The sequence below is a fragment of the Marinobacter sp. F4218 genome, assembly GCF_019443085.1.
GTDB lineage: Bacteria > Pseudomonadota > Gammaproteobacteria > Pseudomonadales > Oleiphilaceae > Marinobacter > Marinobacter albus.
This window is the reverse complement of sequence record NZ_JAHZIL010000003.1, coordinates 1,871,797-1,893,801: the sequence shown is the minus strand read 5'-3', so window position 1 is coordinate 1,893,801 and position 22,005 is coordinate 1,871,797. Positions and strand designations below refer to the sequence as shown.

General features: G+C 62.8%; 17 protein-coding genes. 6 read left to right on the top strand and 11 right to left on the bottom strand.

All coding sequences use genetic code 11. The features are described 5' to 3' along the window. Positions 1–5: 5 nt before the first annotated feature. From K0B93_RS12640 to K0B93_RS12610, 7 genes are all read right to left on the bottom strand, one after another. Positions 6–1,997, bottom strand: a complete 1,992-nt coding sequence (locus K0B93_RS12640; RefSeq protein ID WP_219867546.1) for an acetoacetate--CoA ligase — start codon at positions 1,995–1,997, stop codon at positions 6–8. A gap of 16 nt (positions 1,998–2,013) precedes the next feature. Continuing rightward, positions 2,014–2,793 (bottom strand): 3-hydroxybutyrate dehydrogenase, encoded by a 780-nt coding sequence (locus K0B93_RS12635; protein ID WP_219867545.1) that lies wholly within the window; start codon positions 2,791–2,793, stop codon positions 2,014–2,016. 13 nt (positions 2,794–2,806) lie between these two features. Beyond that, complete coding sequence (locus K0B93_RS12630) at positions 2,807–4,171, bottom strand: TRAP transporter large permease (protein ID WP_219867544.1); 1,365 nt, start codon at positions 4,169–4,171, stop codon at positions 2,807–2,809. Then, entirely contained in the window at positions 4,171–4,809 is a 639-nt protein-coding gene (locus tag K0B93_RS12625) for a TRAP transporter small permease subunit (protein ID WP_219867543.1), read from the bottom strand. The genes K0B93_RS12630 and K0B93_RS12625 overlap by 1 nt, the downstream gene beginning before the upstream one ends. Before the next feature lie 119 nt (positions 4,810–4,928). Then, on the bottom strand, positions 4,929–5,981 hold the full coding sequence (locus K0B93_RS12620; protein ID WP_219867542.1) for a TRAP transporter substrate-binding protein: 1,053 nt from the start codon (positions 5,979–5,981) through the stop codon (positions 4,929–4,931). Between the two features lie 329 nt (positions 5,982–6,310). Further along, positions 6,311–7,759, bottom strand: a complete 1,449-nt coding sequence (locus K0B93_RS12615; RefSeq protein ID WP_285368406.1) for a sigma-54 interaction domain-containing protein — start codon at positions 7,757–7,759, stop codon at positions 6,311–6,313. A 117-nt stretch (positions 7,760–7,876) separates the two neighbouring features. Further along, positions 7,877–9,982 carry a D-(-)-3-hydroxybutyrate oligomer hydrolase gene (locus tag K0B93_RS12610; protein ID WP_219867541.1) on the bottom strand — a complete coding sequence of 702 codons (2,106 nt, stop codon included), beginning with the start codon at positions 9,980–9,982 and terminating at the stop codon, positions 7,877–7,879. Positions 9,983–10,339: 357 nt separating this feature from the next. On the opposite strand from K0B93_RS12610, the gene K0B93_RS12605 reads away from it, so the two are divergent. Further along, positions 10,340–11,281 (top strand): alpha/beta hydrolase, encoded by a 942-nt coding sequence (locus K0B93_RS12605; protein WP_324125003.1) that lies wholly within the window; start codon positions 10,340–10,342, stop codon positions 11,279–11,281. Here K0B93_RS12605 and K0B93_RS12600 read toward each other — a convergent pair. After that, positions 11,250–11,612: a DUF6164 family protein gene (locus tag K0B93_RS12600; protein ID WP_219867539.1), complete on the bottom strand. Its 363-nt coding sequence runs from the start codon at positions 11,610–11,612 to the stop codon at positions 11,250–11,252. The two genes, K0B93_RS12605 and K0B93_RS12600, sit on opposite strands and share 32 nt — an antisense overlap. 87 nt (positions 11,613–11,699) lie before the next feature. Between K0B93_RS12600 and K0B93_RS12595 the strand changes: the two genes are divergently transcribed. The 4 genes from K0B93_RS12595 to K0B93_RS12580 are packed head-to-tail and all read left to right on the top strand — an operon-like array spanning position 11,700 to position 16,197. Further along, positions 11,700–13,112 carry a DUF2868 domain-containing protein gene (locus tag K0B93_RS12595; protein WP_219867538.1) on the top strand — a complete coding sequence of 471 codons (1,413 nt, stop codon included), beginning with the start codon at positions 11,700–11,702 and terminating at the stop codon, positions 13,110–13,112. Then, entirely contained in the window at positions 13,109–14,539 is a 1,431-nt protein-coding gene (locus tag K0B93_RS12590) for a GTPase/DUF3482 domain-containing protein (protein WP_219867537.1), read from the top strand. Before K0B93_RS12595 ends, K0B93_RS12590 begins: the two co-directional genes overlap by 4 nt. Positions 14,540–14,589: 50 nt before the next feature. Next, entirely contained in the window at positions 14,590–14,985 is a 396-nt protein-coding gene (locus tag K0B93_RS12585; protein WP_058092911.1) for an ectoine synthase, read from the top strand. A 9-nt stretch (positions 14,986–14,994) separates the two neighbouring features. Beyond that, positions 14,995–16,197 (top strand): CynX/NimT family MFS transporter, encoded by a 1,203-nt coding sequence (locus K0B93_RS12580; RefSeq protein WP_219867536.1) that lies wholly within the window; start codon positions 14,995–14,997, stop codon positions 16,195–16,197. Positions 16,198–16,329: 132 nt separating this feature from the next. On the opposite strand, the gene K0B93_RS12575 is transcribed toward K0B93_RS12580, so the two are convergent. Together K0B93_RS12575 and K0B93_RS12570 are read right to left on the bottom strand one after the other, a co-directional pair. Next, positions 16,330–17,505 (bottom strand): type III PLP-dependent enzyme, encoded by a 1,176-nt coding sequence (locus K0B93_RS12575; protein ID WP_219867535.1) that lies wholly within the window; start codon positions 17,503–17,505, stop codon positions 16,330–16,332. Positions 17,506–17,706: 201 nt separating this feature from the next. Beyond that, positions 17,707–18,525 carry an ATP-grasp domain-containing protein gene (locus K0B93_RS12570; RefSeq protein WP_219867534.1) on the bottom strand — a complete coding sequence of 273 codons (819 nt, stop codon included), beginning with the start codon at positions 18,523–18,525 and terminating at the stop codon, positions 17,707–17,709. 159 nt (positions 18,526–18,684) lie between these two features. On the opposite strand from K0B93_RS12570, the gene K0B93_RS12565 reads away from it, so the two are divergent. Then, complete coding sequence (locus K0B93_RS12565) at positions 18,685–19,533, top strand: translation initiation factor eIF-2B (protein ID WP_219867533.1); 849 nt, start codon at positions 18,685–18,687, stop codon at positions 19,531–19,533. Here the strand turns inward: K0B93_RS12565 and hrpB are convergent. After that, positions 19,487–21,973, bottom strand: a complete 2,487-nt coding sequence (gene hrpB, locus K0B93_RS12560; protein ID WP_219867532.1) for an ATP-dependent helicase HrpB — start codon at positions 21,971–21,973, stop codon at positions 19,487–19,489. The two genes, K0B93_RS12565 and hrpB, sit on opposite strands and share 47 nt — an antisense overlap. Positions 21,974–22,005: the final 32 nt, after the last annotated feature.

Genomic DNA, 22,005 nt, shown 5'->3' with positions numbered 1-22,005 from the left:
CGGTTTTACCCGTTCGGCAGCAGGCTGGCATCGGCCAGCTGGTTCCGGATGTGATCCAGCGCTTCCGGGTTCGACAGGGCATCCCGGTTGTCCGCCTTGGACGAGCCATTGATCAGGCGGGCCACCGCCAGTTCGACTTTTTTGCCACTGCGGGTGTACGGGATGTCAGCCACTTCGACAATGTGCTTGGGCACATGCCGGGGGCTGGCACCTTGGCGGATGCGGGTTCTGAGCTGCTTCAGCAGATCGTCGGTGATGGTCTGGCCGTCGGCCGGCACCACCAGCAGCACCACTTCAACATCGCCGTCGATCTGGCGGCCGACCACCAGACTGTCCTTCACCTCGGCCACGGTTTCCACCTGGCGGTAGATTTCCGCGGTGCCGATGCGCACACCCCCCGGGTTCAGGGTAGCGTCGGAACGGCCATAGATAATGGCGCCGCCGTGCTCGGTGAATTCGATGAAGTCACCGTGCGCCCAGACCCCGGGGAAAGTATCGAAGTATGCCGCGTGGTAGCGGGCACCGTCAGGATCGTCCCAGAAACTGACGGGCATGGAGGGTAGTGGCTGGCGACAGACCAGCTCGCCCCGGCCGCCACTTACCGGCCTGGCGTCCTCGTCGTAGGCCACGGCGTCGACGCCCAGGAACCGGCACTGGATTTCACCGCGACGGACGGGCAGCAAGGGGGTGGAACCCACAAAGCAGCCGCAGATATCGGTGCCCCCGGCAATGGAACCCAGCAGCACACCGGGCGCGCCATCGCTGTAGACCCAATCGTAATCCTCCGGCAACAGCGGCGAGCCGGTGGAGAACAGCACCCGCAGGGCGCTCAGATCCAGCTCCCGCGCCGGCTTCAGCTCGGCCTTGCGGCAGCCGGCCAGGAACCGGGCACTGGTTCCGAAATGGGTGACTTTCTCACCTGCAACGGTGTCCCAGAGGAAACTCAGACTCGGGTACCCCGGCGAGCCGTCGACGGTGATCACCGCAGCCCCGGTCATCAGCGCAGAGGCCTGCCAGTTCCACATCATCCAGCCGCAGGTGGTGAAATACAGGAACCGGTCTTCCGGGCCGACGTCACCGTGCAGCATCAGTTCCTTGGCATGGTTCACCAGCAAACCGGCGTTGCCGTGCACGATGCACTTGGGTTTGCCGGTGGTGCCCGACGAATACAGGATGTAAACCGGGTGGTCCGGATCCAGGGGCGTAAAGGAGGGCGCCTGGCCGGTACCCGAAGCGATGGCGTCCTCCCAGGGTGTTATCAGGTCGCCCGGAATCGGCGCCTGATCTGGCAGCTGCTGGACGCTCACCACGCATTTCAGGGTCGGCAATCCTGCAACGAGTTCGGCAAAGTCATCCTGGCGGGCGAAGACCTTGCCGCCGTAGCCGTAGCCATTGACCGCAATAAGCGCGGACGGCTCGATCTGACCGAACCGGTCCAGGATGGCACCCACGCCGAAATCGGGCGATGCGGAGCTCCAGATCGCCCCGAGGCTGGTGGCGGCAAGCATGCCAACCATGGCTTCGTAGCCGTTGGTGACCACGCCGGCAACCCGGTCACCACTCTTGATGCCCTGACCACGCAGGAAGGCCTCCAGGGCTCCCACATCGGCTTTCAGTTCGGCGTAGGTACGGCGCAGGACCGGCCGGGTCTCACAGTAGGCCACGACCGCCTCGTGATTGGCATGGTCGCCGTCGGCCAGGCGCAACAGGTTGGCCGCAAAATTCAGTTTCATGCCCGGGAACCACTCCGCCCCCGGCATGTCACGCTTGCCCAGCACCTTGTCGGCGGGGGTGTCGCAGACCAGCCCGCAGTAGTCCCAGACTTTGTCCCAGAAGGTTTCCAGCTCGTCGATGGACCATTGGTGCAGTGCGTGGTAGTCGGAAAACGGGCCGTAGCCCTGCTCTTCCAGCCAGGCCTTGAAACGGCCCATGCGGGAGTTCTTGAGCGTGTCTTCCGAGGGAGACCAGACTACCGGCGATTGTTCTGTCTTACTCATCCGTCTCTCCTGTGTCTTACTGCATGTGCCAGCCGTGACTGACCACAATCGATTGGCCGGTCAGTGCTGCCGAGGGGAAAGCCGCCAGGTGGACCGCCAGTTCGGCAACATCCTCCAGGGTGGTGAATTCTCCGTCCACGGTGTTTTTCAACATGACCTTGCTGATCACCTCGTCCTCGGAGATTCCCAGCTCCTTGGCCTGCTCGGGTATCTGTTTGTCCACCAGCGGCGTCCGGACGAAGCCCGGGCAGATGATGTTGCTGCGCACGCCGTACTCGGCGCCCTCTTTCGCTACTGCCCGGCACAGGCCCAGCATGCCGTGCTTGGCCGCCACGTAAGGCGCCTTCAGCGGCGAGGCTTCGAGCGAGTGTACCGACCCCATGTACAGCATGGTGCCTCCGCCGCTGGCGTACATCTGGTTCAACGCCGCCCGGGTCACCAGGAAAGCGCCGTCCAGGTGCACACTCATCACCTTGCTCCAGTCGGCGAACGACAGCTTGTGGATGGCATCAATGTGCTGGATGCCGGCGTTGGCCAGGGCAATGTCGAGTCCGCCCCATTTGTCCACGATGGCAGCCACGCCCTCATCCACGGCCTTTTCGTCGGTGACATCCATGGCCAGCGCCATGGCGGTGCCGCCGGCCTGCTCAATGGCTGCCACGGTGTCCTGTGCCGCCTCGAGTGTCAGGTCAGCCACGGCGACCTTGGCGCCTTCGCGGCCATAGGCCTCGGCAATGGCCCGGCCGATGCCACGGCCGGCACCAGTAATCAGTGCAATCCGGTTTTCCAGACGCATGGTTATTGTCTCCTTAATCGTAAGCCACGCTGGGCAGCCAGGTCGCGATTTCCGGTACCACGAACACAATGGCCAGTGCTGCCAGCTGGATAATGATGAACGGAATAACGCCACGATAAATATCGGTGACCTTGATCTCCGGCGGGGCCACGCCCTTGATGTAAAACAGTGCAAATCCAACCGGCGGCGTCAGGAAAGAGGTCTGCAGGCACATGGCGAACAGGATGGTGAACCAGACCAGGTCGAAACCGAGGCTTTGCACAACCGGCGCGACCAGGGGCAGGATGATCAGGGTAATTTCCACCCAGTCCAGGAAGAAGCCGAGCAGGAATACGCCGAACAGAATGGTCAGAACGACGCCATAAGGACCAAACGGCAGACCCAAAAGCGCGTCTTCGATCACCTGGTCGCCGCCAAGCCCCCGCAGGACCACGGAGAACGCGGTCGCGCCCAGGAAGATGGCAAAGATGAACGCAGCCGTTCGGGTGGTCTGCTGCATGGAGGAATTGAGCACTTTCAGGTTCAATCGGCCAGCCATCAGTGCCAACAGCAGAGCACCCAAAGCGCCAACACCGGAAGCCTCCGTTGGGGTCGCAATGCCGGCAAAGATGGAACCGAGCACACCCAGGATGAGCGCGGCCGTCGGAACAACGGCTTTCGCCACTTCCCAGACGATGGCCCAGCTCACTTTTTCGGTGCCCGCCGGTACCGGCGCAATGTGGGGTTGCAGCATGGGTCGGATAATGGCGTAGGCCACGTACATGGCACCCAGCATGAGGCCGGGGAAGAAGGCGCCCATGAACAGATCGCCGACCGACGCTTCCGGAACGGCCAGCCGGTCCGCCATCAGCACGAGCATGATGGACGGGGGAATCAGGATACCCAGGGTCCCGGTGGCACAGGCCGTGCCCACCGCAAAGCCCTTGTCGTACTTGTTCTCCATCATCACCGGCAGGGACAACATGCCGAGCAGCACGACAGAAGCACCGATGATACCCGTGGTCGCGGCCAGCAGTACGCCGATGACAATAACGGTAACCGCATAGCCGCCACGGACGGCGCCAAAGAGTTTGACCATACTGTTCATCAGGCGTTCGGCAACACCGGACTGATCAAGCATAATGCCCATGAAGATAAACATGGGCAGGGCAACAAGGGTCTCGCTACTGACCACCTTCCAGATTCGTTCGGGGACCAGCCCCATGGAGGAGGAGTAGTCGAACCACAGATTGGCACCAAAATTCTCGACGGCGATGACACCAACAACGGTCCAGATGACCGCGGTGCCACCCAACACCCACGCAACCGGATAACCGGTCATCAGCAGCGCCCCGAACGTGAGGAACATGCCGATTACGAAAAGGGTTTCAAGCTCCATCAGGACGCATCCTCTTTCTTGTTGTCACAGGACTCGACCCGGATTGGCTTCGGGAAGCCGAAAAGCAGGGCAGCAACTTTCATCAGACGGGACAGGGCAGCGATTATCAGGAGCACAAAAGACAGTGCCAGAACGCCCTTGAGGATCCAGCGGTAAGGCAGGCCCGCCGGCGCCTGGCTGGTCTCACCCTGTTCCCAGGAGCTCACGGCATAGGGAATCATTTCGTAGACCGCCAGCACCAGAAACGGCAACAGCAGAAACACCAAACCCAACAGTTCAATCCACGCCTGGCCTTTGAGCGAAAGGCGTTCATGGATGACGTCCACCCTGACATGGTCATCGGTCACCAGGGTATAGCCCAACCCCAACAACCAGCCGGCACCGGCCAGATGCCACTGGACTTCTTCAAGAGTTACCGAACCCTGGCCAAAGGCATAGCGCCCCACTACCGCGTAGATGATCACGCCGGTAACCACAATCCAGAGCCAGGAGGCACTCTTGCCTATCGCAGAAATCACACCGTCCAGGACCTCGCTCAGCCGGGTGGTCGGAAACTCGGTGTGATGATGAATAAATTGACCGGCATCCGACGCCGATGCATGGACATCGGACGAAGAGCCCTTATCAGACACTGTCATACAACAGTTCCTCGTTCAGAAAGCCTGCCGTGAAACAAGGATGGCCCCGCAGGGCCATCCAGACTAAATCAGAGGGCACCGGCATAAGCTCCGGTGCCCCTTTTGGTCAGCCCCGAACCTTAGAGGTCCGCTGGAACATAGGCGCGGGTGTCCCACACCTTGTAGGATTCCATGAACTCCTGCTGACTCTCGTAAACACGCTTGAAGTCGGCATCCTTGGACGCTTCTTCCTCAAGCACTTCCTGAGTGACTTCCCTCAGCTTGAGCAGAACGTCGCGGGGGATCTGATCAGCCTGAACGCCCTTTTCCTGGAACTCGGCCAGAACCTTGCCGTTCTTGTACTCGCCCTCAGCCAGACCACGGGTGGTAGCCGCAGTACAGGAAGCCTCAACCAGCGCCTTCTGAGCCTCAGTGGCGCGTGCCCACTCATCCTTGTTGATCAGCATGTACTGGGCTGTGAATTGCTGGTGCCAGCCCGGGAACAGGTTGTACTTGACCACCTGGTTAAATCCGAGGATCTGGTCGATGGCGGGCATGGAAAACTCGGTGGCATCGATGGTGCCCTTTTCCAGTGCCTGGTAAAGCTCGCCGCCGGGCATCATGGTTACAGAGGCGCCCAGTTTTTCGAGAACCTTACCACCGAGACCAGCGAAGCGGATCTTCAGGCCCTTGTAGTCTTCCAGTGTTTCGATGGGCTCGGAATACCAACCCGCTGTTTCTGGCCCAATGATGCCGCACAGCTGGGCGTGAACATTGAAGCCCTTGTTGGCATAGGTTTCCTGCAGCATTTCATGACCGCCACCGAAGTAATACCAACCGATGTAGGCCGGTGGCTTCATTCCAAAGGGGACAGCGGCAAACAGGGGAATTGCAGGCACTTTGCCCTGGTCATACCCGATCCAGGTGTAGCCCGCCGATACCTTGCCGTCAGAAACGGACTGAAGAATGTCGAATGGCGGCACCAGCTTGCCCGGCTCATAAACCCGGACCTGGATGCTGCCATCAGAAGCGGTGGTGAGGTTGTCTGCAACCCAGGCTGCGGGAGAACCGAGGCCAGGCAGATTGGTGGCGAAAGCAACAGGCATTTTCCAGCGCAGATCGTCTGCGAAAGCGGAACCCGTCGTCAGGGCAATCGCACCGGCGATACCGGTGATGGCCTTCAAGAGTTTCATTGGCAAGTCTCCTAGCATTGTTGTTGTATACGGCCTGGCGGTCGCAAATCTGACAGGCCTGGTCTGAGTATAGCCAGACATCGCAGAAAACAGACCGACCTGGGTAATTTGGGGGTCCAACAATAAGCGTCAGTCTTGTTTTCTGCGTTGTTCTGACGTTCTGCATCCCGGTACGTGCAGACAACGTGCCAACCAAACTTTCACCTGTTTTTTCATAAAGATAGAGTGATCTGCTGGAAACAAGGCAGGCGAAAATCGTCCGGATAACCGGACACATTTAGACATCAGTCGTAAGGGTTTGTACGGATTACAGGACATCTGTCCTGATTTCAGGACAGTTTTGCCAGCTTCTCGTAAAGTACGGACCGGGAAATGCCAAGCAACTTGGCGGCGCGGGTCCGGTTACCGCGGCTGGCCACCAGCGCCTCTTCAATCGCCTGGGCTTCGGCCTCCGCCAGGGTCCGGGCCAGGGGGCGCACGGGCTGTGGCGTCAGCGACGACACCAGGCGCTTGCCAGTTCGAGGCAGCACCTTGAAGACCGCATCGGCATCGAGCAGGCCACCTTCCTCCCCCATCGTCAGGGCCCGCTCCAGAACATTACGCAGCTCCCGGATATTGCCTGGCCAGTCATAGCTGCCCAGCGCAGACACCCCGGCATCGGTAATTTCGCCACGCAGCTCGAGCCCTTCACAGATCTCGCCCAGCAGAGCCTCGCACAGCACGCCCAGATCCGCGAGCCGGTCCCGCAACGGCGGAATGGGAATTTCGAGCACGTTGAGCCGGTAATAAAGATCCGAGCGGAAACTGCCTTCGGCGATCATGGCCTCGAGGTTACGGCTGGTTGCCGCGATCACCCGGACGTCCACCTGCTCGACCTTATTCGAACCCAAGGGCTCGATTTCGCCCTCCTGCAGGGCCCGCAACAGCTTGGCCTGCAAGGGTAACGGCATGTCACCAACCTCATCCAGGAACAGCGTGCCGCCGTTGGCAAGCTGGAACTTTCCCTCCCGGGTGCGCCGGTCGGCACCGGTGTAAGCGCCCGGTGCCACACCAAAGAACTCCGCTTCCAACAGGTTGTCTGGGATGGCCGCCACGTTGACCCCAACGAACGGCTTCTCGGCCCGGGTAGAGACCGAGTGGATGGCCTGGGCCAGAACTTCCTTGCCCGTACCGGTTTCACCCAACAGCAGCACCGGCATCTCACGACCGGCCGCCAGGCGGGCACGGCGTTTTACTTCCAGCGCCGCGGGACTGGCCCCGACAAAGTCCCCGAGACTGTAACGCGTCCCACGAACCTTCTTCGCCAACGCCTTTCGAGCGGCGGCCAGATCCTGATGCAGACGTCGGTATTTGGCCACCAGAGGGGTCAGAGGCTGCAGATCGTCATACAGCACGAACGCCACAGCGCCCACGATCCGGCCTTCCTCGTCATAAAACGGCAGGCGGGTGACCACCAGCTGCTGCTCGTTGTGCTCCATGATGTCCAGCAGCAGCGGCTTGCCACTCTCTACCACTTCCGGCATTCGGGTCTGGGGTATCACCTGGCGCACCGGTTTGCCCACCACCCGCGACGGGTCGCCCAGTCCCAGCAGATGGGAATAACTGCTGTTAATCCAGGTGATCCGGCTGTCCTTGTCCACCGCGATGGCACCGGCGCTTGCGGCCTCGAACATCGGGAACAGGGCTTCGATCAGATCACGGGTCAGCCCGCTCTTGTTGTTCTCGGTAAACAGCTGTGTCATGTACCCTGCACCACCACCGGCCTGGATATCGTTCATGGTAAAACCCCACGCACCCGGCAGTCCCGGATGCAGTCACGGAAGTATATGGGCCCCCTGAGGCGGGGGCAAACGGAGCCGCCCCGAAACTGAACAGGGCGGCGGTGGGCCGGAGCCTTACTCCGGAATGCGCAGCTGGTTATCCACGAAGCGGATACGGTCGGTCGCTGCGGGGTCGGCACTGATCGCAGGGAGGTTGGCCTCGGTCAGTGGCGTGGTGATGGCACCACGGGGTACCGTCCGGACCACCTGGCTCGGCGGCAAGTGCTGCCGGTCCGTCAGCTTCGCCCACACCAGGTCCAGCGCCTGGAAGTAGTAGTGGTGCAGGGGCACATAGCGGTCTGCGAACCCGGGAAACCCGTTCAACACATCCAGGTGGTGGGCGTTGAGGATTTCGTAGTAGCGCAGGTTGCTTTTCTGGCCCTCAACCCGCTGGTTCAATCCGAAGTACGGACGCGAGGTGTGGTTGATGGGCAGGATCGCATCCGCCCGCCCGGTCACAAACACCGCCGGTTTGCCGTGCAGGTCACCGGACGCCCGCACCTCCGAGATGCCCATGGCGATGGCATCCGCCAGGGCTGCGGCATCGCCACTGAGTGCGCCACCGGTGACCGCATCACTGCCCTGGGCCAGGCTTCTCAGGCAAAGCAACGCGTCCAGGCCGTAATCCAGCTGACTGGAACTGGGTGAGGCACTGGCGGCAAGATGGGTGGGCTGCCCGAGGGCACCGTCGTAGACCAGGTTAACGCCCGCTGTCGGCGGAATACCGTTGCTGGCGGAGAACAGTGCCGCCTCGGCCGCCGGGGCCAGAGGCGTCACGGCGCCGGAAGCATCGGTTGCCGCCATACTGAGGCCGCACACCCGATCCTCCACACCGGCCCGGCCGTAGGCGTTGGCGTAAGTCATGGAAATGCTCTGAGCCACCGCCAGGCCGAAGTGCACCGGCGCCAGCAGGTTCTGCTCCGGCTGGATACCGAAGTTCTCATTGAGAATCCGCAGCGCGTCGGTGGCCCGCTCATCCAGGGTGGCCCCGGTAACCAGCCCCTTGTTCGCCAGGGAATTGCAGATGTTCTCATCCACAACCGGTGAGTTGAACACGGCATTCAAGGGTGCGGTATCGCGTATCGCCGGCGCCAGGTTGGCGCAGCCCTGATACACCGCCAGCGCTGTGGTGTAATCCAGCAGACTCCGGCTGTGCTCGGTGATCACCGGCCCGTCGCCCTGGCGAATGGTAAAGCTGGTATCCACCCGGGGGTTCACGTTCGGCTCCGATACCGCGACCCCGTCAATCAGGCCTCGGTGATCCTGCTCCGCCGCCCGGACCGAGGAACCACCCCCGTTGGAAACGCTGGACGCGATGACCACCGTGTTTTCCGGCTTGATGGTAATCAGGGTTTCACCATTGGGCAGTGGCCGCCCGAATCGCTCATTGAGCACGTAAAAGCCAAATTCGATGGACTGCAGCACGTGCTGGCCCCAATCCGCCTCCGGGTTGACCTTGGAATGGGCGTGCTTGAAGGCAAACCGGTCCGGCCAGAGCGCGCTGAAATCTCCGCGGGCGGTATCCGACAAATCCGCACGGAACTGCACGGGCTCATCCGCATCGGTCAGCGTGCCATTGCGGCGTTGGGCCGAATCGGTTTCCAGGTTATGGGAGCCGGTTCCGGTGCCCTTGTCCGTGTAAACCACCGCACAGCCCTTTTTCAGGCCCCACTCGCCGGACGTGCCGATGGCCCCGTAGATGCCCCGCGAGCCGGAAGAGGGCGCGGTCACCATACAGGCGTTAGCGGGATCGAAGCTGTCCGGCACCTGGGCCATCACAATCACCGGCACGTCGCTGCCCGGCACGGTCATGTAGGCAAGGTATTCCTCGCCTGAAATCAAGCCTTCACCCGCCGCGCCGACACCGGGCCCGAAAAAGGTGCCGTAGCCACCACCCGGCACGGTATCGACCAGCGCCCGGTAATTGTTGTAGATCGCCAAACGCCGGAGTTCAGCAGGGGTTGGCGCGAGCACATCGTTGAACACCGGAGCGGGACCGGCGAGGCCGGAAGCACCGAGCCCTGCCGTCAGCAGGTCGTCGGTGATACCATCATATGCGGTCTGTGCGATTTCGCCCTGGATAAACCCGGGCAATGTGTTGAGGGCGGGATTGTTGGTCGCCCAGGCACTTGAGGCAAACACGGAGACACCGATGACGGTGCCCAGCATTATTCGTTTCATGGTCGTTCCTTGTTTGTTGTTTTTGACGAACAGGCACCGACCCCCGGGCCGAGCCCTGCGGAACTCCCCATGCGTATCCTGTGCCAATTGCCCAAGACACTGTTTTCTATAGGAAACCAGAAACCCTGCTCGAAAACCGTACAAATTAATCCGGGTTTCCGGACACCCCCCCGGCAGGTGAGGCCCGGAAACCGGCACCACCCGGTTTTCAACCAGGCCGTCCTGCCTTCCGGACACTGTACTGAAACCCGGACAAGTCCGCCCCCGATGTGCCCCATACCCTCTCCGCATCCGCTAGGCGCCAATGATCGTACAATCGACCAACGGCCTCGAACGACAGACAGGAGAGGGCAAGCGGTGACGAACCGGTTCGGATGGTTACAGCAGGTGACGGAAGGGTTGCTGGTCGGTGCCGTACTGGCGTTGACTGGCTGTGCCAGTCATCAGAACGCCCCCAGTGGGGACGCGAGCGTTGAGCGAGCCCAGTTTTCCGTAGAGCGGAACCTGCAGTTTTCCCCGCCCGACTGGCCGCAGGCACTGTTTGCCGACCTCTACCTGCCGGATCGGACGGTGCCGCCGGTGGTGCTTCTGGTGCATGGCGGTGGCTGGGAGCGGCGGTCCCGGGACGACATGGACTGGATCGCCGAGGAACTGGCCATTCACGGTTTCGCGGTTATGAACATCGACTACCGGTTTGCGCCGGACCATACCTTCCCGGCGCAACTCCACGACCTGCAAATCGCGCGGTCGTGGCTGAACCGCAACGCGGACCGGTACCAACTGGATGCCTCAGCGGTCAGTGGCTTCGGGTTCTCTTCGGGAGCTCATCTGGTGACCTTGCTGGCTGTGGTGGCCAGCTCTGACAGTGAACTGAACCAGCCCTTCGGCGGGCCGGACACCCGGCTCCGGGCCGTCGTTGCCGGCGGGCTGCCCGCCGACCTGACGGCGTTTGACTCAGGCCCGCTGCTGCGCCAGTTCCTCGGGGGCGAGCAGCAGGAGATTCCCGGGGTTTACCGGGACGCCTCCCCGATAACCCACGTCACCCGTCAGACCCCGCCGGTCTTTCTGTTTCACGGCGCCATGGACGCACTGGTGCCCTTCAGCCAGGCGGAGCGGTTCCAGCAGGCCCTGGCAGCCCATGACATCGACAACGAACTGTTCAAGATGCACCTAAGGGGCCACATCACCAGTTTTCTGACCGCCGGTGACGCCGTGGATGAGGCCATTCAGTTTCTGGTGAGACAGGGCACAAGGGAGGGAACCGGCGCTAGCCGATCCGAAGGAAGGGCAGGAGGCTGATGCCGGCGATCACAACCACCGCCACCACCGCGGCCAGTGTGCGCACGGGACGCCGCCGGATCATTGACCAGATACCACTGCCTTCGCCGGCTGCCAGGCGTTCCCGGAACGCCTGACGCTGGGTCTCAAGACGCTGTTGCTGATACTCATTGAGCAATGCCCGGGCCCGGGCCGCCTCGTCATCGTCGTGAACCCAGAACCCTCCCATGCTGACCCCCCACCGGCTCGGCGGGGTCTCGTAGTAACGCACGTCGTGGGCCTCGAACAGTGCGCGGATCTCCTCCGCTTCATCATCGGGGACATGGCGCAGGTTCATCAGGTGGTGGGGCATGGGAGCTCGTTATCTGGTATCGGTAGCCGGAATCCCTATATCCTAGCATCAAAGGACGAGACACCGAATTCACCACCGGGATACTGCATGACCGAAAGCCCCCTCCACCTGTTGCTGGAGTTCGACGCCCGCAGCCAGCGGGACCAGGATCAGCCACCGGCCTTCCTCCATCGCCGGGACCGCAAGTTTGCCCTGAGTTGCGAGCAGCGGGGCGAAATCCCGGATGCCCGGCTCTGGCTCGAGCACATGGCGCGGCTGAGCGGTCCTGGCAATCACCCGTCCATCGCGGACACCACTGGCCGGCTCTGGAGCCGGATCAATGCCGGCTTTGCCACCGCTGGCGTTCTGCTGGGCATGCTGACGATGCTCGGCCTGCTGTTCTACGACGGCGGACAGCGCATCAACATCACGGTCTTTCTGGCCTTTGTGGTCCTTCAGCTGTTTCTGGCGCTGTTTACCACGGCCCAGGCACTGGTGGGCTGGCAACCCTGGCGGTGGCTGGCGCACCGGATTATCCCACGGGGCAGAACCGGGATGGTCAGCCGCCTGAACCCGGTTCTTATGGCCCGGGCGGCGCACTTCGGTGGGCTCGGTTTCGCGCTGACCGGACTGCTGACCCTGCTGGTCATGGTGGTGGTTCAGGATCTGGCGTTCGGGTGGAGCACCACCCTGGAAACCAGCGCACCCGGCTATCACCGGCTTGTGGTGGCGATAGCGACCCCCTGGGGCTGGCTGTGGCCGGCGGCGGTACCCGAGCTGGCCCTGGTTGAAGCGACGCGGTTCTTCCGGGCGGACATCGGGGCCGGCGCGATCGAACCCCAGCGTTGGGGCCAGTGGTGGCCCTTCGTCACCATGCTCTGGACAACCTGGGTCCTTCTGCCGAGAGGCCTGCTGACCCTGGTCTCGGTGGCACTCGTACGTCGCCGCGCGAGGCAGCTGCTGGCAGACCATCCCGGCATGCATGCGCTGATGTACCGGATGGAAACCCCGAGCCTGGACACCGGCAGTCAGCATAATGATGCCGCAGATATGCCGGACACCGGAACCCGGACGAACGTGCAGCCACTTCCGGACAGCGACATCCTGCTGAGCTGGGCCGGCGCCGGTGAACCCGAACTGCCACGGACCCTCACCGGCGCGACCACGCGGATGCTTCAGGCCGGCGGGGCGGCGAGTCTGGAGGACGATCAGAAAGCGCTGAGCCAGATCGAAGAATGGCTCCGGCAAGGTCCGGACCAGGCGGTCCTTGTCGTCACCCGCAGTTGGGAGCCTCCGACCGGAGAGCTGCAGGACTTCCTCACCGCCGCCCGAGAGCTCTGGCCCCGGGGCACCCGGGTAGCCCTCGTACCCCTGGGTCTGGACGCCCGGAAAGAACCGGAAGCCCACCAGCTTCGGCAGTGGCTGCGCTTCGCAGACCGCGTCGGTGAGGACTTTGTCGGTGTCAGCGTACCCAGCCTCGAGTGGCGCCCCCCCTATGCCGACCAGGGAGACCTGGTATGAACTCCGCCCCCGTGTTTGCCGTGGTCGGCCACCCCAACAAGGGCAAATCCAGCGTTGTGGCAACCCTGTCCCAGAACGATGCCATAGCCATTGCCCTCGAGCCGGGCACCACCCGCCAGCGACAGGCGTATCCACTGAGCGTCGACGGTCGGGCCCTGTACACCCTGGTGGACACCCCGGGCTTCCAGCGCCCGCGCCGGGTACTGGAGTGGCTTCAGGCCCACAGCGTGTCCGCCTCCGATCATGCCGAAACCGTCCGGGCCTTTGTCACCCAACACCAGGGCGACGGACGGTTCACCGATGAGTGCGAACTCCTGGCGCCACTGGTCGACGGTGCCGGCATCATCTATGTGGTGGACGGCTCGGTGCCCTACAGCGCCGAACACGAAGCAGAGATGACCATCCTGCGATGGACCGGACGCCCCAGTCTCGCCCTGATCAACAGCATTGGCACCGATGACCACAGTGACACCTGGCAGGCGGCACTCGGCCAGTTCTTTCAGGTTGTAAGGAAGTTCAACGCTGTTCGTGCCCCGTTCGAGCAACATCTCAGCCTGTTGCGGGCGTTTGGCCAGCTTGAACCCACCTGGGAACACCCCCTGGCGCAGGCGACGGAGTTTCTTTCCGACCAGCGCCGGAAACGCCGGCAACAGTCAGCGGCACTGATTGCCAGGGCCCTGGAAGACATGATGGCGTACCGGGAGAAACGCACCCTGACCCTCGACCAGGTCGCCGGAACCAACGACGCGGACCTCGCCGGGCAGCTGCGCCAACGCTGGTACCGGCACCAGCGACAACGGGAACAGACCCTGCGCATCAACATCGAACACCTGTACCAGCATCAGCGCATTCAGCGCCAGGAGGCCGAGCTGCAGTGGCACAGTGACCATGACCTGTTTTCCGAGGACAGCCGCAAGCACTGGGCCGTGGGCAAGCGCTACCTGGCCACCGCCGGATTCGGTGCCGGCGCGGTCAGCGGTGCCGGTATCGATGCGCTGACCCTGGGCCATTCCCTGGGTGCCGGTGCCCTGGTCGGCGGTTTGATCGGTGCCGCCGGCAGCTATCTCTACGGTGACCGGCTGGCACTGCCGGCGTTGAACATCGGAGTCCTGCAGGATGGATTGAAAACTGCCACCTTCGGCCCTGTACAGGACAGCCAGTTCGGCTATGTTGTACTAGGGAGGGCCGTGGATCACTGGTGGCATATCAGCCAACGCAACCACGCCGGACGGGACCTTCTGGACCTGGAACCGGCAGATCACCACTGGCTCGAAAGCCTCGACAGAAAGTGCCGGCAGGATATCCAGCAGGCCTTCGACAAACGCCGAAAGGGCCGGCCGCTTGATGACCGGCAGCGTCAGAAATTCATCGCTGCCATCGAGCAGGGCATGGTCGCTTACGAGGATTGGCGGTTGAACCGGACCTGAAAGGGATGTTTATACTGTATGGCTATTCCATCACACAATGAGGAATGCTAATGAAGATTGTACGAGTGCAAGACATCATCGGTACCGAGCGGGAAGTGACGGGTCCGGGCTGGACCAGTCGCCGGATGCTGCTGAAGAAGGACGGCATGGGATTCTCGTTTCACGAGACCATCATCCCGGCAGGCGCCGAACTGAACCTCTGGTACAAGCATCACCTGGAAGCCGTTTATTGCGTTGCCGGCAACGGCAAAATTCTGGACAAGGCGACCGGTGAAACCCACGAGATCACAGACGGTACCCTGTACGCACTCGACAAGCACGATCAGCACACCTTGTACGGTGGCACCGAAGACATGCGACTGATCTGTGCATTCAATCCGCCGGTCACCGGCCGCGAAGTCCACGACGAAGACGGCGCTTACCTTCCGGATACCGGCGAAGACTGATCCTCGCCCGTGGCTGAAACCGGAGCCGCACCCGCACCGCCACCGCCAGCCCGACTGCTGCCGGTGGCGGTCTTGCTTTGGCTGGCCGGTGTGTATCTCCGGATTCCGATCCTGGTGGCGCCACCCCTGGCGCCCTTCATCAGCGATGAACTGGCCCTGTCCCAGGCCCTGACCGGGGCCCTGACGACCTTACCGATCCTGATGCTCGCCGTGGGCTCCATGCCCGGCTCCCTGTCGATAGCCCGCCTCGGGCCACGCAATACCCTGGCCCTGGCCCTGGTCATCATGGTGATCGGCTCCGCCGGCCGCGGCCTGGTCCCCGATACCCTGACCCTGATGGTGGCCAGTGCCGTGATGGGGCTTGGCGTGTCCATGATGCAACCGGCCCTGCCGGCCTTGCTGCCCCGGTGGCTGGAGCCACATCACCTGGCGCTGGGTACGGCGATCTACATGAACGGCATGCTCATGGGCGAGTTCATTGGCGCCGGCATCACCCTGCCGGTGCTCATGCCGTTGCTGGACAACAGCTGGCGCGCAACGCTGCTGGCCTGGTCCCTGCCGGCATTGCTGGTGGCCGGGGCGCTGTTCCTGCCCAAGCGGGACCGGGCTCGGCCCGTGCGCGACGTGGCCTGGCTGCCGGACTGGAACAATCCCCTGACCCTCCGAGTCGGCCTGTTGCTCGGACTGTCCGGCTCCCTGTTCTTCGGCCTTAACGCCTACATGGGCAACCTGCTGCAGTACCAGGGCCAGTTCGAACGACTCCCGGATGCCCTGTTCTGGTACAACCTGGCCCAGGTTTTCGCCTCCCTGACCATGCTGAAAATGGCCCGCTACTGGGTCGGCCGCCCCGGAGTCATCGCCACCCTGGCCAGCGTCGCCATTCTCGGCGCGATCGTTGCCGTCCTATCCAGCGGCTGGTGGTCGATCGTAAGCGCCACCCTCATGAGCCTGGTCGCCGGCATGCTGCTGATCCTGCTCGTGGCCATACCGCCCCTGGTCGTCTCCCCCGCTGAAACCGGCCGACTGTCCGCCGGCACCTTCCTGGTGGGCTACACCGTTGCCTTCACCGTGCCCATGCTCGGCGGCGTCCTGGCCGACTGGACCGGCGACGCCCGGCACGCCCTGATGGTGATGATCGCCTACGCCCTGCTGGTGCTACCCCTGGCCTTCACCCTCGACCTGGAACGAAAAAAGGGCCAACCCGAAAGCTGACCCTTTCAAAGGGACGCCCCACCCAAGCCAGCAAGCCGTGGGGGGCTCATTTCCCGCCAGAAATGGATGTCTGAGCGCAGCGAGTTCCATTTCCAATGGAAATGAGTCCCCGCCACGCGGCCGCCTCTGGTTTCAGATGTAATAGTCCCTCAACGGAGGAAACCCGTTGAACTCCACCGCACTGTAGGTGGTGGTATAAGCGCCGGTGGACAGCCAGTACATCCGGTCCCCGATCGCCAGATTCAGCGGCAGCGGGTACTTGTGATGCTCGTACATGATGTCCGCACTGTCGCAGGTCGGCCCCGCAATAACACAGTCCTCGCCTTCGCCCACCTTATCGGTCCAGATCGGAAACTTGATGGCTTCGTCCAGGGTCTCGATCAGCCCGGAAAACTTGCCAACATCCGTGAACACCCAACGGTGCAGCGCTGTCCGCGACTTGCGGGAAATCAGTACCACCTCGCTCACCAGCACACCAGCATTGGAGATCAGCGAGCGGCCCGGTTCAATGATGATCTCCGGCAGATCGGCGCCAAAATCCTCGTGCAGGAAGCGCGAAATTTCCTCGGCGTACACCTTCAGCTCGTTGGTACGGGTGATGTAGTTGGCCGGGAAACCGCCGCCCATATTGATCATCTTCAGCTCAATGCCGTCTTCTTGCTTCAGGCGTTCGAAAATGACCTTCACCTTGCTCAGCGCAGCATCCCAGGCGCCGATCTCACGCTGCTGGGAACCGACGTGGAACGACACACCGTAGGGCACCAGGCCCAGGTCGCGGGCCAGGATCAGCAGATCCATGGCCATATCAGTCTGGCAGCCAAACTTGCGCGACAGCGGCCAGTCAGCCGTCAGCGTGCCTTCGGTGAGGATCCGGACGTACACCTTTGAGCCTGGCGCGGCCTTGGCAATGTTGCGCAGGTCCGCTTCGGAGTCGGTGGCGAACAGGCGCACGCCCTTCTCGTAGAAGGTGCGGATATCCTTCGCCTTCTTGATGGTGTTGCCGTAGCTGACCCGGTCGCCGGTCACGCCCAGAGCCAGCACCTTGTCGAGCTCGTACACCGAGGCGATATCGAAATTCGCGCCCTTGTCCCGCAACATGGTCAGAATCTGCGGGGCCGGATTGGCCTTCACCGCGTAATACACCTGGGCGTACGGGAATCCTTCCACCAGTTCGTTGTACTGACGATCGATGGTGGCGGTATCAATCACCACAAACGGGGTTTCCCGGGTATCGGCAAAGGCTTTGATCCGGCTAAAGGTCTCGGCGTCGTAGTAATCCGCGAGATTGGCGTTGGCTGACTCGGTCATGGATGATGTTTCCCTCCACAGGGCAAACAGGCATAAAAAAAGGGCGCTACAGCCTGGCTGCAGCCCCCCGGGAATTGACGCGATCATCGGGCTTTTTTTCAGGCTCCGATATGAGCATATCTACCCATACGCACGGGGTTCCGGCACACCGGGCCGTGGCCGGTTTTCACGATGGGAAACAGGGTCTTAAGGCGATCAGGCTCAGACCGCCGTCGACCAGACCTGTTCCGGGGCCGTCGGATCGTTTGGCCCGGGAGGTTCGTCCTGACGCTGCAGGTACTCGAGAATGGCGTCCTGCAGTTCGCTGCCCTGGCCAAGGCCCTGGTTGCCGAACAGGCGGTTGAACTCCAGCACGTAGGGATAACCTTCCACCAACGCGATGTCGAACCCGGCATGGTCCACCCCCAGCTCCCGCGCCAGCCTCAGAGCCAGATCCGTGACCACCGACGGCACCGGGCTGCTGTCGACGCGCCCGCCCCGCGCCAGGTTGTTGTAGAAACCCTGATCGGCCTGCGTCCGCCAGTAGGCTGTCAGTACCCTGTCACCAATCACCACGACTCGGGCATCCCGGTCGATCGGCAGGTATTCCTGAACATAAAGCACGTCCGTTGCTTCACAGTAACGCCGCCAATCCGCCCGGGTTTCAATCAGCCAGACACCCTCGCCCATGCTGGCCTTGGGCAGCTTGGCGACAAACGGGTGGGTCATGGTGTTCCAGACCTGGTCACGCTCATGGGGTCCGTTGGCCTCGATGAGGGTCCAGGGCGTATGGGCCGGCGCCACGGTCTGGAAAGCGCGGGTCATTTCCACCTTGTCGTGGCCGATGCGGTAGCTGGAAACGCTCGGGAAAACCCGGCACTTGAGGCCGTGAACCAGCGCATTCAGCTGCCAGTATTCCGGAAACAGCACCCAGTCAGCCTCGGTCAGAAGTTCCCGATGGCGCAGGAAATGGTCCGGTTTGAGAACCGTTGTGTTGGGTAAGCCGAGGGTGCGAAAAACATTGAAGGAGACCAGGTTCATGACTACGACCGGATAGGTTAAGAATTGCGCGATTGTATTCGGACTTCGCTTGCTGGCAAGTTATTTTTCGAAATGTTCACACCCCCCCGTCGAAGCGGCCATCTGCTAGTCTGTTCTGTAACAGCACGAACCTACACAGCGCGAACTGGGGGAATGCCCATGGCCGACCAACCAACCAACCCGGTGCTGTCCAGACTCAAAAGCGATTGCCAGTCCGGCGCTACCCGATTGGCACTGCAAACCCTGGAGGATCTGGCGGACTACCTGCGCACCGCCCGACCGGGCGCCGAGGAGCGGGCCGGATTGCTGGCGGAGCTCCGGCAGGCGAGACCGAGCATGGTAGTGATTGGAAACGCCATTGACCGAGTGGAGCGAGCCCTGAACCGCAACGGCGACGAGCCCTGGAATCTGGTCGAGTCGGTACGGCGGGAGTTCGAGGCAACAACGGATCGGATTGTCGAAAACGCGCTGGGCCAGATTCACGACGGTGCGGTGATCATGACCCACAGCGCCAGCTCCGTTCTGATCCGGCTGTTTCGGAGAATGGTGGACGCTCAGATCGCGTTTTCGGTGATCTGTACCCAGAGCAGCCCCGGACAGGAGGGCCATGGGCTGGCCTCGACGCTGAATGAACTGGAAGTTCCCGTCACCTTGATCACCGATGCCCAGATGGCGCTGTTCATGAGTGACGCCGATGTGGTGATGACCGGTTGCGACAGCTGGCTGACCGACGGCCATTTTGTCAACAAGAGTGGCACCCATCTTCTGGCACTGGCGGCATACGCCCACAACGTCCCGTTCTGGGTGCTGGCCGACACCTTCCGCGACAGCCAGGACACCCGGGAGTCGGTGCACCTGGAGGAACTGCCGGCCACGGAGCTGAATGCCCCGGAGGGCAAGTGGATAACGCCTCGCAACGTCTATTTCGAGCCGGTTCCGGAGCAGCTGATCACGGGCCGGATCAGCGAGCTGGGCGTTTCTTTGTGCCCTGTTGAGCTTCAGCGGTAAGGGGATCCTCCGGCCAGGGATGCTTCGGGTACCGTCCGCGCATATCCTTGCGCACTTCCGGGTAGGCATTGCGCCAGAAGCTGGCCAGATCGGCCGTGACGGCAAGCGGCCGCTGGGCCGGGGAAAGCAGGTGAATCACCACCGGTATGCGGGCACCGGCCAGTCTCGGGGTTTCATTCCAGCCAAACATCGCCTGAAGTTTCGCCGCCAGAACAGGGCCATTGTCGGCAGTGTAGTCCAGCGACACCGTCTGACCGGTGGGTATGGTCAGCGATGTCGGTGCCAGCTCGTCCAGCCGTTGTTGTTCCCGGTAGTCGAGGAGGCTCTGGAGCGCCGGAATCAGGTCCAGGCGCTGCAGATCTGCCCACCTCTGCATGCCCGCGAGGAAGGGTGCCAGCCAGGTATCGAGGCAGGCCAGCAAGGTATCGTCGCTGACGTCCGGCCACTCCCCCGGAAAAGTCTGGGCAAGCAGCCGAACGCGTGCCTGCCACTGCCGGGCCGCCCCGCTCCAGGGCAGACTGTCCAGCCCCTTGTGCCGGACGGCATTCAGCAAGCCCTGCTGAATCAACTCCGGAGCCGGTTGGGGCAGGGCCGTTTCCTCCAGCACCAGCTCCCCGAGCCTGCGGACCCGGCGAGCGATCACCGTGCCCCGCCGGTCATCCCACATCGCCTCTGCGCGCTCGTCTATGTGGCTTGCCAGATCCTGCTCCAGATCCCGAACCTCGACCGGCGCCGCCAGATAAATCATCGACTCCCGGGTTTTCCCGTCCAGGTCCGCGGCCACCAGCCAGTCGTGGCGGGCAAGGGCATCGTCCTCGCGCAAGGTCGCGCCCTTGCCGTTGCTGAGCTGATACCGGGGGGCGTGACCCGACCGGCGCCGGCCGACCCGGTCCGGGTAGGCCTGGGCCAACAGCCGGCCGACCTCGAACTCGGTCGGCACCGGACCCGGTTCATACGATCCGCTCACGAGTCTTTTTGCGGCCTGCCGGATGGACTTCAGGCGCGACGGGTCCAGGTTTCGGTGGCCTCCTTCGCCCTGCAACACCCGGACGCGTTCGTGCATATCGGCACCTGCCCCCGGTCCCAGCAGGTCTCGCTCACTGAGCAGCGCCGCCAGATCCGCCGCAAGCACGGGCAGTCCCAGCTCACGGCCCCGCAGGACCATGTGCGCCAGACGCGGATGCACGCCCAGCTCCCGGGCCGCCTTGCCATGCCCAGTGATGGCACCGTCGGCATCCAGCATATCCAGCCATTGCAGCAGCGTGACGGCCTGATGCCAGTGGGCCTGCGGTGGCGGATCGATCCAGGCCACCTGGTCCGGCGTTCGGGCACCCCATTGCGCCAGTTCGAGCACCAGGGGTGCCAGGTCCGCTTCCCGAATCTCCGGCGGGGTAAAGTCTGCCAGCCCGAATTGCTCGGACTCACTCCAAAGCCGGTAACACACCCCGGGCTCGATCCGCCCGGCCCGGCCCTTGCGCTGCTCCGCCGAGGCCTTGGAAACCCGCCCCGTCATCAGTCTTGTCATCCCGCTATTGGGATCAAACACCGCCCGCCGCTGCTGGCCGCTGTCGATCACCACCCGGACGCCCTCGATTGTCAGACTGGTTTCGGCAATCGCCGTGGCCAGTACCACCTTACGCTCGCCCTCCGGCGCGGGCGAGATCGCCCGGTCCTGCTCCTCGGACTTGAGGTTGCCATACAACGGCGCCAACACCACATCGTCGGCAACCCGCCCCCGCAATTGCTGTTCGACCCGTCGGATTTCACCAGCGCCCGGCAGGAACACCAGGACCGAACCGGATTGCTCCGCCAACGCCTCCTGAACGACCGCAACGACCCGATCCACGGTGCGGGTGGGTCGGACCTGGGACGGTGCCGGCCGATACAGAACCTCCACGGGGAAGGCCCGGCCCTCGCTGCTGATCACGGGCACATCCCCCAACACCCGCGCAATGGGGGCGGTATCCAGCGTCGCCGACATCACCAGCAGCCGCAGATCCTCGCGCAACACCTGCTGGGACTCCCGCACCAGTGCCAGGCCGAGATCCGCCTGCAGGGAGCGTTCGTGGAACTCATCAAACAGCACGGCAGCGTAATCCTGCAGCATCGGATCAGCCTGAATCAGCCGAGTGAGAATGCCCTCGGTCACCACCTCAACCCGGGTGGCCCCGGATACCCTGGTGTCCAGCCGTGTCCGATAGCCCACCGTCTGCCCCGGCTTCTCGCTCAGCTGGCTGGCCATAAACCGGGCCGCCGACCGGGCCGCCAGCCGCCTCGGTTCAAGCATCAGGATCTTCCGATCGTCCCGCCAGGGCGCATCGAGCAGCGCCAACGGCACCCGCGTGGTCTTACCGGCGCCCGGCGGCGCCTGCAGCAGCGCAGTGGCGGTTTGTTCCAGGGTTTGTTTCAGCTCGGGGAGGATCTGGTCTATTGGAAGCACGTCAGTCTGGCTTTGATTGTCGAATTCCGGTT

Coding starts and splice junctions, on each gene's coding strand:
- K0B93_RS12595 (WP_219867538.1), top strand. CDS start 11,700: ATGACCGAAAGCCCCCTCCACCTGTTGCTGGAGTTCGACGCCCGCAGC.
- K0B93_RS12600 (WP_219867539.1), bottom strand. CDS start 11,612: ATGCCCCACCACCTGATGAACCTGCGCCATGTCCCCGATGATGAAGCG.
- K0B93_RS12565 (WP_219867533.1), top strand. CDS start 18,685: ATGGCCGACCAACCAACCAACCCGGTGCTGTCCAGACTCAAAAGCGAT.
- K0B93_RS12610 (WP_219867541.1), bottom strand. CDS start 9,982: ATGAAACGAATAATGCTGGGCACCGTCATCGGTGTCTCCGTGTTTGCC.
- K0B93_RS12575 (WP_219867535.1), bottom strand. CDS start 17,505: ATGACCGAGTCAGCCAACGCCAATCTCGCGGATTACTACGACGCCGAG.
- K0B93_RS12620 (WP_219867542.1), bottom strand. CDS start 5,981: ATGAAACTCTTGAAGGCCATCACCGGTATCGCCGGTGCGATTGCCCTG.
- K0B93_RS12590 (WP_219867537.1), top strand. CDS start 13,109: ATGAACTCCGCCCCCGTGTTTGCCGTGGTCGGCCACCCCAACAAGGGC.
- K0B93_RS12625 (WP_219867543.1), bottom strand. CDS start 4,809: ATGACAGTGTCTGATAAGGGCTCTTCGTCCGATGTCCATGCATCGGCG.
- K0B93_RS12570 (WP_219867534.1), bottom strand. CDS start 18,525: ATGAACCTGGTCTCCTTCAATGTTTTTCGCACCCTCGGCTTACCCAAC.
- K0B93_RS12585 (WP_058092911.1), top strand. CDS start 14,590: ATGAAGATTGTACGAGTGCAAGACATCATCGGTACCGAGCGGGAAGTG.
- K0B93_RS12640 (WP_219867546.1), bottom strand. CDS start 1,997: ATGAGTAAGACAGAACAATCGCCGGTAGTCTGGTCTCCCTCGGAAGAC.
- K0B93_RS12615 (WP_285368406.1), bottom strand. CDS start 7,759: ATGAACGATATCCAGGCCGGTGGTGGTGCAGGGTACATGACACAGCTG.
- K0B93_RS12635 (WP_219867545.1), bottom strand. CDS start 2,793: ATGCGTCTGGAAAACCGGATTGCACTGATTACTGGTGCCGGCCGTGGC.
- K0B93_RS12630 (WP_219867544.1), bottom strand. CDS start 4,171: ATGGAGCTTGAAACCCTTTTCGTAATCGGCATGTTCCTCACGTTCGGG.